Source organism: Vibrio antiquarius, assembly GCF_000024825.1.
Taxonomy (GTDB): Bacteria; Pseudomonadota; Gammaproteobacteria; order Enterobacterales; family Vibrionaceae; genus Vibrio; species Vibrio diabolicus.
The window spans coordinates 1180190-1193017 of record NC_013457.1 but is presented as its reverse complement, the minus strand read 5'-3'; the positions used below and the strand labels follow the sequence as shown (position 1 = coordinate 1193017).

The 12828-nt window shown below is 46.2% G+C and carries 11 protein-coding genes; 8 read left to right on the top strand and 3 right to left on the bottom strand.

Translation table 11 applies throughout. From position 1 onward, the window contains the following. Positions 1-2 precede the first annotated feature (2 nt). Both VEA_RS20270 and VEA_RS20265 read right to left on the bottom strand, forming a co-directional pair. Complete coding sequence (locus tag VEA_RS20270) at positions 3-1004, bottom strand: glycosyltransferase family 2 protein (RefSeq protein WP_005395558.1); 1002 nt, start codon at positions 1002-1004, stop codon at positions 3-5. A 39-nt stretch (positions 1005-1043) separates the two neighbouring features. Continuing rightward, positions 1044-2765: an ArnT family glycosyltransferase gene (locus VEA_RS20265; protein ID WP_006740854.1), complete on the bottom strand. Its 1722-nt coding sequence runs from the start codon at positions 2763-2765 to the stop codon at positions 1044-1046. A 304-nt stretch (positions 2766-3069) separates the two neighbouring features. On the opposite strand from VEA_RS20265, the gene VEA_RS20255 reads away from it, so the two are divergent. The 5 genes from VEA_RS20255 (at position 3070) to VEA_RS20235 (ending at position 8975) form a co-directional block, all read left to right on the top strand. Then, the gene (locus tag VEA_RS20255; protein WP_005374689.1) at positions 3070-3315 is read left to right on the top strand and encodes a DUF3297 family protein; all 246 of its coding nucleotides are present in this window, start codon (positions 3070-3072) and stop codon (positions 3313-3315) included. Positions 3316-3541: 226 nt separating this feature from the next. Next, positions 3542-4276 carry an ABC transporter ATP-binding protein gene (locus tag VEA_RS20250; protein WP_006740855.1) on the top strand — a complete coding sequence of 245 codons (735 nt, stop codon included), beginning with the start codon at positions 3542-3544 and terminating at the stop codon, positions 4274-4276. Further along, a complete protein-coding gene (locus VEA_RS20245; protein ID WP_006740856.1) occupies positions 4263-6773 on the top strand; it encodes an ABC transporter permease in 2511 nt (836 codons plus the stop codon). The genes VEA_RS20250 and VEA_RS20245 overlap by 14 nt, the downstream gene beginning before the upstream one ends. After that, positions 6773-7897, top strand: coding sequence for a lipocalin-like domain-containing protein (locus VEA_RS20240; protein WP_006740857.1), 1125 nt, complete (start codon positions 6773-6775; stop codon positions 7895-7897). The genes VEA_RS20245 and VEA_RS20240 overlap by 1 nt, the downstream gene beginning before the upstream one ends. 178 nt (positions 7898-8075) lie before the next feature. Beyond that, entirely contained in the window at positions 8076-8975 is a 900-nt protein-coding gene (locus VEA_RS20235) for an AraC family transcriptional regulator (protein WP_006740858.1), read from the top strand. Between the two features lie 59 nt (positions 8976-9034). On the opposite strand, the gene ohr is transcribed toward VEA_RS20235, so the two are convergent. Continuing rightward, positions 9035-9457, bottom strand: a complete 423-nt coding sequence (gene ohr, locus VEA_RS20230; protein WP_006740859.1) for an organic hydroperoxide reductase Ohr — start codon at positions 9455-9457, stop codon at positions 9035-9037. 137 nt (positions 9458-9594) lie between these two features. On the opposite strand from ohr, the gene ohrR reads away from it, so the two are divergent. From ohrR to ahpF, 3 genes are all read left to right on the top strand, one after another. Further along, positions 9595-10053, top strand: coding sequence for a transcriptional regulator OhrR (gene ohrR / locus VEA_RS20225; protein WP_006740860.1), 459 nt, complete (start codon positions 9595-9597; stop codon positions 10051-10053). Positions 10054-10356: 303 nt separating this feature from the next. Next, complete coding sequence (gene ahpC, locus VEA_RS20220; RefSeq protein ID WP_006740861.1) at positions 10357-10914, top strand: alkyl hydroperoxide reductase subunit C; 558 nt, start codon at positions 10357-10359, stop codon at positions 10912-10914. Positions 10915-11071: 157 nt separating this feature from the next. Beyond that, positions 11072-12640, top strand: a complete 1569-nt coding sequence (ahpF, locus tag VEA_RS20215) for an alkyl hydroperoxide reductase subunit F (protein WP_006740862.1) — start codon at positions 11072-11074, stop codon at positions 12638-12640. Positions 12641-12828: the final 188 nt, after the last annotated feature.

The following is a 12828-nucleotide window of genomic DNA, read 5'->3' as shown; positions in this document are numbered from 1 at the left end:
TATTACTCTCCAGATCGTTTTCGCTTGGTTTCAAACTGATAAGTGGGCAACTTTTCCTGATGCTCCAGCTTTTCTTCCAATACCTCAATTCGGTGCAATACTTTTTCGGTCAGCTTTCGATTGAACCCTATTAGATCGGCCACCAACCCCATCAATAAAGTGATGAAACCCAAGATAAGTAGCGTTGACCCCAAGACCAATGACTGAATATGGCCATCTCCCGCTCCATTTAAAAAGAAATACAGGAATCGCATAATGGGAATCACACCGCAAATCATCGCCACAGAGCCAATAAACAAAAACACTTGCAGAGGTCGGTACATGGTATAAACCCTGACCAAGGTAGAGAGCGACATTTTTAGAAACTGCGGAATGCTCTTAAACAGACGGGACTCTCGCGTTTTTTCATTAGTTCGGATTGGCACCGAAACCACACCAATCCTTTTTGCACTTGCTTGAATCAACATTTCTATTGTGTAGCTAAAATCCGATACGATATTAAGTTGTTGTGCCGCACTTCTCGATATTGCGCGAAAACCACTCACAGCATCTTTAACATCCAATCCCGTCGCTTTGGCAATAATAAAGCTCCCCGACACTTGTAAACATCGTTTAAATACAGAGAAATGTGTATTGCTATACCCTCCTCGGTCACCAACAACAATTTCTGCTTTGTGCTCGATAATAGGCTTAACCAAGTGCGGAATATCGGCCCCATTATATTGATTATCGCCATCGGTGTTCACAATGATATCAGCATGAAGACGAAGGCACTCCTCAATCCCTCTTCGAAATGAGTAAGCAAGCCCCTTATTGCCCTGGTTAGTAATAATGTGCTCAACACCACACTTGCGTGCGACTTCTGAAGTACCATCCGTAGAACCATCATCGATGATTAGAATCTCTATCTTAGCGATACCATCAACGCGCTTTGGTATTGAGCGAATAACATCAGCAATATTGTCCGCTTCGTTAAAGCACGGAATTTGAACAATTAACTTCATGCTTGCTCCTCATGTTCTGAATCAACATTACTGTGCGTATTAGAAGCCGGTAAATAACCTCTGCTTCTCTTCAAGGTTGCGAGGTCGGTACAGGTTATCTCCCCAACGCAGAACGACTTTACCTGGCTCTTTCGACGCCAATTCATAGACACCCCGCGCCAAGTACCGAGCTTGACCTGCCAACCAAACCTTGCCATTAATCAGAAGACTATTGCTAGCTTCAAGCGTATATAGGCCCTCGATGTTGACCTTAACTTCCCGATTAAGAGAGTTGGGCGTCAGTTCAAACGTCTTTCCTGCAACATACAGATGCGACCAATGATGAATGTAGTTCTGCCTTAACGCTTGAATATCTTGCCTTAATAGCCCTTTATCGGTTTTGTCAGGGCCAAACACATCTAAATAGTGCGAATTAACCAGTACAAAAGCCGGATTGTCTTGCTCTATAGCATTGCGAATAACGGGGATGTTTCTCGCAATATAATCTTCGTAACCCCACGTACTCATGAAAAAACCTTGTTTTGAAAAAGTCGGAACCATGGAGCATCGATCAATATAAGCAACAGGCTGAGGAAAGATTTTATGTACTTCATCAAGAAACTGACGCTGGTAGGCCAAGTTGCTTTTTATCGGTAAAACAAAACCATTCACCACAATGGATACCGCAAACAAGCAAGGAACAATAAAATTAAAAAATTGTGCAACTCTTGCGTTAGTGAAATTCTGGATACCAACCCAAGCCACAGCAAACAAAGCACTCACTGGAGCAAGCATAAAAGCGTAATAGTATGGGAAAGCGTTGCGATAAAAGAGCAAAGTGAAGAGTAATAAACTTAGGCACAAAAACTTAATCGATGACTCACGGCTTAATAGCTTTTGCGAAAAACACGCATAAACAGCAGTACCAATACCAATGAAAAGAGCTAACCAATACCATGAGTTCGTCGAAACTGAATGAACAAAGTAAAACAATCGAGGAAAAAGCTCGCGCTGGTTTAGTGTCTTATCCGCAGCACCGAACATCGTTCCTGCATCACCAACCGAACTCGCTCCATGTATAGAGAAGTAATGCCAACTGTATAGCATCGCAAAGGCAACCAGTATTGCGACTCCATACATGAGAACTTGCCTAAAATAACGCTTACGATTTCGCGACCAATAAAGCGAGGTTAAAACTATGCCTATAAAAGTCGGGATATACAGAGCGGTCTTTAAAGTGACGAGCAAGGCGACAGCCGTAAGGACACCAGCAAGAATGGATACACGCCAAGAAAATGTTGTACTAAACACATAATACAGCGCCGCCATGATCATACATGTCGCGATAGGATCAGTACGAAAACTGGCCCCCATACGAACATTATAAACAAAAGAAAAATAGGCAAGCACCGCAAAAAGTGCCGCCGATTTGCTGCAGTACAATCGACATAACTTGTATAGATAAAATCCCGTGAGTAATTGAAAGAAGACCATAACGACTCTCGCCACAATGATCTGGTCAACATCGTTATCTGATACACCACTCAGCCAAGTAAAGAAGTGAATGTGAAAGGTTTGGAAACTATTAATCACCTCGCCGTTAATAAACCGATGCACAAAAGATAGGTAATAAAACTCGTCCCAATTTACTTCGTAATTAAACGCAACAAAAAACCGAGCGATTACAGCCACTACGATTAGAATACAAAGAAAAATAGAAGTGCTAGAGGTAGTATCTCTATCCGATAAATGACGTTTATTAACCTGTTCAACAGTCTCCATTCACCCTTCCTTGTTAATCGTTTCTCGACTAGTGGCATGCTCTGAGACATTAAGTTGTATGAATAAGGTTAGAACTGCCAGTAATGAGTATAGTCATGATTCAAAACCAAATAAGGGGTGGCAGGAGAAGTTTCGAGAGCAAAACACCGTTGAGCAACGAGACCGTGTTTTTATTCCACACTTTGAAAGCGGGAAACTTTGCATTATTTCAAAAGGCTTTAGTATTAAGTCTCTCAACATATCTTGAACACTCACTGTGCACTGACTACAATGGCGCACTTTTTACGGAATTTAGGTCACAAACATGACAGATACAGCTAAACCAGCTCTACCAGATCGCCTAGCAGGTAACCCACGTAGCCCATTCTTCATCAAAGAATGCTTCGAGCACCAAATCGGTATTCGTATCAACGGCCAAGAGCGTACTGACGTAGAAGAATACTGCATCAGCGAAGGTTGGGTAAAAATTGCTTCTCCTAAAGCAAAAGACCGTTTCGGTAACCCAATGCTAATCAAACTTAAAGGCGAAGTTGAAGCGTACTACGTGTAAGCTAACCACGCTGAATTTCTTTGAAAGCTCGAGTCTGACTCGGGCTTTTTTAATGCTTGTCATATACCCTCCTCGTTTAATCTATTCCCTCTTATTTTCAGTACAAGTTATTAAGAAATCGATGTAAATCGCTGTTTTTATCTGATTGTTGGCTAAAGTTTTTATAGAACTTACTTAAACAGCCATTGCCAAAAGAAACGACACCTTTTGAATACAGGGAGAGGAAATGGAAAGCCCACTTGTCACACTGAAACACGCCAGCAAAAGCTTTGTCGATGGCAAAGAGAGCCATCGTGTGCTGGAAGGGGTCGACTTCACGTTGAACACAGGAGCGAGTGTTGCACTGACGGGCGCAAGTGGTAGCGGCAAAAGTACTTTACTCAATATCATCGCTGGCTTTGAGCCACTTTCCGGTGGTGAGTTGTGGCTAGACGGCGACAACGCAGCGGCTTGGAAAGACCCACAATGGAGCCGATTTCGCCATCAAAAACTCGGTGTTATCTTCCAGCAATTCAACCTGTTAACGCCGCTCAACGTGCAGCAAAACATCGCCTTCCCTCTGCATTTGAATCAGCAGAAATGGAACGACTGGTGCGATTACTTGGTCGAGACTTTAGGGATCTGCCAACTTCTCGACAGACATGTTTCTGCCCTTTCCGGTGGTCAACAGCAACGAGTCGCTATCGCACGCGCATTGGCACACAAACCCAAACTTCTGCTTGCCGATGAACCCACAGGCAACCTAGACCAAAAAGCTGGCTTGGAAGTGATGAAACTGTTGAATGAAATCACCACCCAAGGCAATACCGCCGTGCTCTTGGTGACCCACAGCCCTGAGTGTGCCGAGTTCATGCAAACCCAATTACGTTTAAAAGATGGGCGTTTGAAGGATGGTCGTTTGCAAAACGGACTGACGCAAAATCAGCGCGATGTAAATGAGCAACATCATGAAGCAAGCTAGGCTCTCAAACACCAGATTCACACATACTCGACTCGCACTGAATCTGTTTGCAGCGCACTATCGGCAGGCGCCACTGCAAGCCGCCGCAATTCTGATCGGTATCGTGCTGGCAGTGACCTTGTTTGTTGCGGTGCAAGCCATCAACCTCAATGCCAAGCGCAGTTATGCAGAGTCTACCGAGCAGCTTAGCGCACAAGCTCAGAACTTAATTATTCCACCAGCAGGGCAAAACTATCTGCCCGAATCGCTCTACTTCACCCTTAGACAAAATGGGCTCAGTGCAACACTACCTGTGATCGAGGGGCGAGTGAGAGATGAACAAGGGCGACGTTGGTCGGTGCAAGGTAGCGAGTTGATTGCCGCAATTTCCTCACGTTCGCGCTACTTATCAGATAATGAGCAGAACGTGTCTTTGTTCGACAGTGCTTTACCTTTGCCAGAGCTTTTAGCTGGCAAGCCAATCGTGATGATGAGCCAATCTCAACATCAAAATCTAGGAGAGGTGGACACCCTAACTCTGGACGATATCCCAACCCAAGTGGTGGTGCTACCTGACGAATGGCAGTTAGGTAGCCGAATGTTGCTGGACATTGGCTTTGCCCAGCAACTGCTCAATAAACAAGGACAGCTCAGTTACATTGCAGTTTTCCATTCGGGTGATAAAGGGAATAAAGACAAGCAAACAAAATGGCAAAGCATCATTGGTGAGCAAGGACAATGGATTTCCAATAATCAAAGTACAGACCTTGGTTCGCTGACCGACAGCTTTCACCTCAATCTCACAGCAATGAGCTTACTTGCCTTTTTAGTCGGGCTGTTCATTGCCTACAACGGCGTAAAATACAGTTTGCTGAAACGCAATCGTCTGTTAGTACAAATCCAACAGGCAGGTGTTGCGCCGAGCATTGTGTTCTCTGCGCTGTTAGTTGAACTCTCTCTTCTCGTTACCATCGGTGCTTCCCTCGGTTTTGTATTGGGCATGCAGCTCAGCCATTGGTTGCATCCGACCGTAGCACTGACTCTAGAACAACTTTATGGTGCGACACTGCTGCCCGGCACTTGGCAATGGCAATGGTGGGCGCAAGCCCTGCTGCTCACATTAGCCGCAACCATATTGGCATGTTGGCAGCATTTTAAACAGCGAGTGCGCCAGCCGCTTTCCTCTCATGGCGGATTTTATCAAGCACCTGAAGCCTCTAACGAAAACCAATTGTTCTTGATAGGTGCTGCGTTGACGGCTCTCGCACTTGCAGGGTTATGGCGGAGTGAGCATCATCGCTTTACCATGGCGTGGCTCGGCGTGCTTGTGGTGTCGATTCCTTTGTATCTACCTAAAACACTCAGCGTCTTAGCCAATTGGTGTGAAAAGCGCACCACTTCCGGTTTGATGCAGTATCTGTTTGCTGAGCTGCGCGAGCTGATTTCTCCGCTTTCTCTCGCCATGATGGCACTGCTACTCGCTGTTACAGCCAATATGGGGATGAACACCTTAGTGGGCAGCTTTGAATCCACCCTAAAACAGTGGTTAGAACAAAGGTTGCACGCCGATATTTACGTCAGCCCTGCCCAAGGGGAAATCGCAGATGTAGAGCGCGCATTAGGACAGTTCGACAATGTTGAGACCGTCTACAAGCAATACTACGTCGACGATAACCTGCAAGGCTTACCGATTTTACTTGGCACCAAAGACAAAGACACCTTAGAGCAAACCATGGTGTTCAAATCGCATTTGGAGAACTTCTGGTCACGTTTTTACCAAGGTGAATTAGTCGCCATCAGTGAACCAACCGCGGTCAAACTGGGTTTATCACTGGGTAGCGAGCTCACACTTGATGCTGTTCCAAATAAGAACCTGCTTGTGGGGGCGATATTTCACGATTACGGTTCACCCAATGGTGAAGTGTTATTGGCACCCAAATTATGGCAAGAGAGTGGCTTTACCGACCTGCCAACAAGCCTTGGCATTAAAGTATCTGGTGACCCACAAATCGTATACGACCAACTGCGCGAGCAATTGAATCTGCATCCAAGTCAGCTCTACGATCAGGCGCAAATCAAATCCATCGCGTTGGATATTTTCTCACAGACCTTCGCCATTACGCGGGCACTCAACGGCGTGACCTTGATGGTCGCGGTGATTGGTTTGTTCAGTGCTTGCTTCATGTTGCTCGATGCGCGCAAAGCCGCCATTGCAAGGCTGTATGCACTTGGCGTCAACCGTCGTAAATTAATGACCATGGTGGTTGGACAGATCGTCGCTTTGGTCAGTTTTACTCTGGTGATTGCCCTGCCCCTCGGTGCTATGGTGGGCTATGTGCTGACAGACATAGTCACCTTGCGCGCTTTTGGTTGGAGCTTAAATTATCTATGGAATTGGAGCGATGCCCTCAGTATTGCGGCGATCACCATCTTGGTGGCGGTGATTGCAACCTTGATTCCGCTGTGGCGATTGGTCAGTAAGCCTGTCGTGTCCAGTTTGCAAAGCGAGGTGTTGTGATGGTTCGATTAGCAAGCAAACTTACTCTGCTCATAAGCAGCTTGATCCTATTTGGATGTGAAGATGCCCAACAAAAAAATATGAGCACACAAAATATGGGCACGTTGCTGGGCAGTGGAGATATGCAAAGCGAGAGCAACCGATTCACACCCGTAGAAAAAGGGATTGAACTCACCTTTCCTACCGATCATCAAGCACACCCAAACTTTCGTCATGAATGGTGGTACTTAACCGCTAACTTAATTGATGAAGACGGCAATCCACTTGGCGTTCAATGGACACAATTTCGCTTTGCTGCTGCGCCGCCAACAGGCGAAGATGAAGTGAAGAAAACCGAATGGCAAACTCAGCAAATCTACATGGCGCACAGCGCGGTTACAACGCAAGACAAACATTATGCTGATGAAAAATGGTCACGTGACCAAGCCTCTCTAGCTGGCGTCGACACTTCACCATTTCGGGTTTATCTCGATGATTGGCAGTGGCTCTCTTCAACCAACGATCTCTTCCCTGCCACATTGAATGCAAACTCCGAACAATTTGGCTATTCGCTGACGCTTACCAGCAACGCGCCTTATCAAAAGCAAGGTGAGCAAGGTTACAGCACCAAAAGCGCCGATGGTCAGGTGGCTTCGTATTACTACAGCCAACCGTTTATTGATGTCTCCGGTGAAGTCACGATCGACGGCAAAACCCATCAAGTGTCGGGCAAAGGTTGGATAGACCGAGAGTGGAGCTCGCAATTCTTACTCAACTCACAACAAGGCTGGGACTGGTTTGCCCTAAGGTTGAGTGACGACACCTGTTTGGTGGTGTTCCAATTGCGGGATTCCAAAACCGGAGCAGCCAGTTACGCCAGCGCAAGGCTGATGCAGCAAGATGGTTCTGGCATCGCTATCCCACAAAAAGACATTCAGTTAGAGGCGACCAAGCAAACAGAAATCCAAGGGCGAAAGTATCCAACCCAGTGGCAAGTGTCGATTCCTAACCAGCAAGTTGATCTTACCGTTTCTGCACTCAACCCGAACGCGAAAATGCCCCTTTCTGTGCCTTATTGGGAAGGCCCTGTGCGTATTGAGGGCTCTCATTCTGGGACTGGTTATATGGAGCTGACGGGATATTAAGCGCTCTGAACGGATTTCAATTACCGTTGAGAAGCCATCTTAAGAACCATCTCCTACCCGCAACAGAATGCATCACAATCAGAAATAAATGACTACGACGCATTTATTCGATACTAGCCTTGAATCCTTGCTTCGTTGCGGTACGCTTTGAGCAAATCAAACAAGGGTGGCCCCTCTCATGCGTGTCGATTATCACCAACGACTCGTTCCTGTCATTCGCTATCTGGAACAGCACTTTAACGCTCCTCTCAATTTGCTCGAAGTGGCAGCGCTAGCCAACCTCTCTCCCTATCATTTTCACCGTACCTTCAAGGCGGTACAAGGCGAAACATTAGCCGACTTCATCCGACGTTTACGGCTAGAGGCGGCAGCAGACGACCTTTTCAAATCAAAGCAACCAGTGCTGAACATCGCGTTAGAGTACGGTTTTTCTAGTTCGCAAAGCCTAGCTAAGGCGTTTAAGCAGCATTATGGCGTAACACCAACCGCCTTTCGCGACTGTAAAAACTACCAGCAATTTTCTGAGCTCGCGCGAAACAGCAAGATTGGACACGCACTGCGCAAGAATGGAAACGAACGAGCCCTAAGCGATTCATATACTGACTCTGAACTCACAACATGGAGCAACAATATGGAAACGCAAAACTTTGATAAAGCAAAATTGGCTTACATTCGCGTTAACGGCCCTTACGGCAAAGGCTATGAAGAACCATCAGGTCGCTTGTATCAATGGGCAGGAATGAAAGGTTTGGCGGGCAATACCTGTATCTTCATTTATCACGATAACCCAGAAATCACGCCAGACGAGAAGTGTCGTACTGATATCTGTCTAATGGTGCCAGAAGATACCGAAGTACCAAAAGGCATTGAGCTGCAAGACTTCCCCGGCGGTCAATATGCGGTGATGCGCCAGCAAATTACCGAATTCAGCCAATACCCTAAAGCATGGGATGATTTGATGAGCAAAGTGGTTGAATCTGGTATTGAAAACGACTGTCGACCTTGCTTCGAACTTTATCATAGCTACGATCCACAAACGCACCATGCAGACGTCAGCTTCTGCACTGCCATCAAATAATCGAAAAAAGCCTGCACGTTCGCAGGCTTTCCTTCTATTAGAAATAATGTCTAAATCGATTAGATCGCTTCGCCGTTTACTGTAACAGCAACATCAATATTGCCACGAACGGCGTTTGAGTATGGGCAAACTTGGTGTGCAATGCGCGTTAGCTCTAATGCTTGTTCTTGTGGTAGATCTAACTCTGCCGCAAGGCTAACGGTCAACGCAAAGCCACCGTTTTCATTCGGGCCAATGCCTACTTCAGCTGTCACAGGTGCACTTTTCAGGTTTACTTTACCTTCACGTGCTACGTGCAGAATCGCGTTAGAAAAACATGCTGAATAGCCCGCTGCGAAAAGCTGCTCAGGGTTAGTTGCTGCACCTGTGCCGCCCATTTCCTTCGGGTATGACAGCTCTAGATCGAGAAGACCGTCATCTGTTTTTACTTGACCATTACGACCAGCCAAAGCAGTAGCTTGAGTTTTGTATAGAGTAGTCATGCGATTGTCCTTCTTAATTTAAGTTGCGCGCAATTTAATTGCTTGCAATCTTATATCGAAGTAAAGATCGTTTGCAACTATATTGTGCACAATTTATTTTGTTACTCTCTTTCTCTGTGAGCAGGTAGGCAACGCCAATGAGCCAGTGTTACACCGACAACACCATGACCGACGACGATAAACTTTTACTCGAAAACCAAGTTTGCTTTCCGCTCTATAGTGCAGCAAATGCGGTGATCCGAGCTTACCGCCCTTTGCTGGACGAACTTGATCTGACTTATTCGCAATACTTAGTGATGATGGTGTTGTGGGAGAAAGACGGTGCCAGCGTTAAAGAACTGGGCTCGCAACTGCATTTGGATTCAGGCACGCTCACGCCGCTGCTTAAACGCCTAGAAGCAAAAGGCTATGTAGAGCGTGGTCGTAGTGAATCCGATGAGCGCGTTCGCGTACTCAACCTTACAGAGCAAGGTCTTGACCTCAAAGAGCAAGCCAAGTCAGTGCCAAACGCCATGATGTGTAAAATCACGTTAGAGCTGGATGAAATGATCATGCTGAAGAAGTTGTGCGGCAAGGTGCTCGACAATCTGAACTAAAAAATAAAAGCATCAGCTTCCCCACTTCCTATTAGAAAGAGCCTGCCGAGATGCAGGTTCTTTCGATCTTAGCCAGACGATATCTTAAAGGTCATCATCAGTATTCTCTATTACCACTTGGCCTTCCTCTTCAATAAAACCTATCAAAGCAAACTCACTTACATCGGGTTTCTCTATTAAGAAAGATAGGAAATGACTATCAATAGGATAGTTACAAGCAATTTTCCTTAAATACAATCCAATGCGAATATACTTTCCGAAAGCAAGAACTGCTCACCCTAAAACATTCTGAGGAAAGTAAAAATGATTAATACAAAGATCAAACCATTTGCAGCTACAGCATACAAAAACGGCGAATTCGTTGAAGTAACAGAACAAGATGTTCTAGGCAAATGGGCTGTATTCTTCTTCTACCCAGCAGACTTCACATTCGTATGTCCGACAGAACTAGGTGACCTAGCAGACCACTACGAAGAGCTACAAAAACGCGGCGTTGAAGTGTACTCAGTATCAACAGACACACACTTCACTCACAAGGCTTGGCACGATAGCTCAGAAACCATCGGCAAGATCCAGTACTACATGCTTGGCGACCAAACAGGCAACATCACAAACAACTTCGGTGTGATGCGTGAAGGTCAAGGTCTTGCAGACCGTGCAACGTTCCTAATCGACCCAGAAGGTACTATCCAAGCAATGGAAATCACTGCTGAAGGTATCGGTCGTGACGCAGAAGACCTACTACGCAAAGTGAAAGCAGCTCAGTACGTAGCAGCGCACCCAGGCGAAGTTTGCCCAGCAAAATGGAAAGAAGGCGAAGAGACGCTAGCTCCTTCTCTAAACCTAGTAGGCAAAATCTAAGCCACTGAATTTAAGCTCAATTTGACATGCTAATTGACGCTTAACTTAGAGAGCATTCCAGGTTAGATACCTTGACGACCTTCTGCCTGGTTTGCTCTCTCCATACTGATTTTATCCAGAGTAACCACTCTTTTGTTTATTTAAGGTAACAACAACTATGTTAGACCAAGCGATCCAACAACAACTCAAACAATATCTGGCTAATGTAAAAGAAGACGTTCGTCTAGTGGTTAGTCTAGATGAAAGCAAAGCATCGAATGACATTCTGTCTCTGGCGAACCAAATCGCAGAGATGAGCGACTTTATCACCGTTGAACGTGACGACAACGCAAGCGCACGTAAACCAGTGATGACGGTGACCAACCCAGTAAAAGGCACAGCACTTCGCTTTGCTGGCCTACCAATGGGTCACGAATTTACCTCTCTGGTATTGGCATTGCTGCACTCTGGTGGTCACCCAATCAAACTAGAGCCGGAAGTGATTGAACAAATCGCAGCGCTAGATAAAGAATTGGATGTTGAAGTGTTCATTTCACTGTCGTGCCAAAACTGTCCAGACGTTGTTCAAGCGTTCAACATGATGGCGGCGATCAACCCGAAAGTGAAAGCAACCATGATCGACGGTGCACTCTTCCAAGATGAAGTAAAACAACGTGACATCATGGCAGTACCAAGCGTATTCGTGAACGGTGAGCTATTCGGCCAAGGTCGTATGTCTCTGACTGAAATCCTAAACAAAGTGGATGACGGCGCGAGCGAGAAAGCAGCCAAAGCACTGAGCGAAAAAGACCCATACGACGTGCTAGTTGTCGGCGGTGGCCCTGGTGGTAGTGCAGCAGCACTATACGCAGCGCGTAAAGGTATTCGCACTGGCGTTGTCGCTAAACGCTTCGGTGGTCAGGTGATGGACACCATGGCAATCGAGAACTTTATCTCGGTAAAACGTACTGAAGGTCCAAAATTGGCGACTGACCTAGCCGAGCACCTAAAAGAATATGACGTAGACGTCGTGACTGAGCAACAAGCGCAAAAACTGATGGGCGCAGCGCACACAGAAGATGGCTTGATTCATATCCAACTTGAAAGCGGCGCAACGCTGAAAAGTAAGAGTGTCATCCTAAGCCCTGGTGCACGCTGGCGTGAAATGAACGTTCCGGGCGAGCAAGAGTACCGCAACAAAGGCGTCGCGTACTGCCCACACTGTGACGGCCCGTTGTTCAAAGGCAAGAAAACCGCCGTTATCGGTGGTGGTAACTCAGGCATCGAAGCAGCTATCGACCTTGCTGGTATCGTAGAACACGTAACGGTTCTTGAATTCGCAGACGTACTTCGCGCAGACCAAGTGCTTATCGACAAAGCGAGCTCACTACCAAACGTAGACATCATCACGATGGCGCAAACTACTGAAGTTGTGGGTGACGGTACTCGCGTAACAAGCTTGAAGTACAAAGACCGCAACACAGATGAAATCAAAGAGATTGAACTGTCAGGTATCTTTGTTCAAATCGGTCTAGTACCAAACACAGAATGGCTAAAAGATTCAGAAGTAGCGCTTTCTGAGCGCGGCGAAATTGAAGTTGGTAGCCGTGGTGAAACCAGCCTAGAAGGTGTCTTCGCAGCGGGTGACGCAACGACGGTTCCTTACAAACAGATCATCATTGCGATGGGTGAAGGTGCAAAAGCAAGCTTAGGCGCGTTTGACTACCTAATCCGTAAGCAAGGTTAATCTCCAATTTCTTGAGCACAAAGCGCACGGTGCGGTGTTTTCTTCCCCGGAAAACCAATCGGGGCACCGTGACAGCGATGAGTAACAAGAAATAAAATCAAAAAACCTAAAAGCCCAAAGACTTTGCCAGCAGATATTAACTATTAACTGCTGGCTTTTTTGGTTTTTGGGGAGGGGTGTAAGTACAT

Excerpts from the sequence above, each read along its gene's own strand:
- VEA_RS20270 (WP_005395558.1), bottom strand. The coding sequence starts at position 1,004 with ATGAAGTTAATTGTTCAAATTCCGTGCTTTAACGAAGCGGACAATATT.
- VEA_RS20265 (WP_006740854.1), bottom strand. The coding sequence starts at position 2,765 with ATGGAGACTGTTGAACAGGTTAATAAACGTCATTTATCGGATAGAGAT.
- VEA_RS20255 (WP_005374689.1), top strand. The coding sequence starts at position 3,070 with ATGACAGATACAGCTAAACCAGCTCTACCAGATCGCCTAGCAGGTAAC.
- VEA_RS20250 (WP_006740855.1), top strand. The coding sequence starts at position 3,542 with ATGGAAAGCCCACTTGTCACACTGAAACACGCCAGCAAAAGCTTTGTC.
- VEA_RS20245 (WP_006740856.1), top strand. The coding sequence starts at position 4,263 with ATGAAGCAAGCTAGGCTCTCAAACACCAGATTCACACATACTCGACTC.
- VEA_RS20240 (WP_006740857.1), top strand. The coding sequence starts at position 6,773 with ATGGTTCGATTAGCAAGCAAACTTACTCTGCTCATAAGCAGCTTGATC.
- VEA_RS20235 (WP_006740858.1), top strand. The coding sequence starts at position 8,076 with ATGCGTGTCGATTATCACCAACGACTCGTTCCTGTCATTCGCTATCTG.
- ohr (WP_006740859.1), bottom strand. The coding sequence starts at position 9,457 with ATGACTACTCTATACAAAACTCAAGCTACTGCTTTGGCTGGTCGTAAT.
- ohrR (WP_006740860.1), top strand. The coding sequence starts at position 9,595 with ATGAGCCAGTGTTACACCGACAACACCATGACCGACGACGATAAACTT.
- ahpC (WP_006740861.1), top strand. The coding sequence starts at position 10,357 with ATGATTAATACAAAGATCAAACCATTTGCAGCTACAGCATACAAAAAC.
- ahpF (WP_006740862.1), top strand. The coding sequence starts at position 11,072 with ATGTTAGACCAAGCGATCCAACAACAACTCAAACAATATCTGGCTAAT.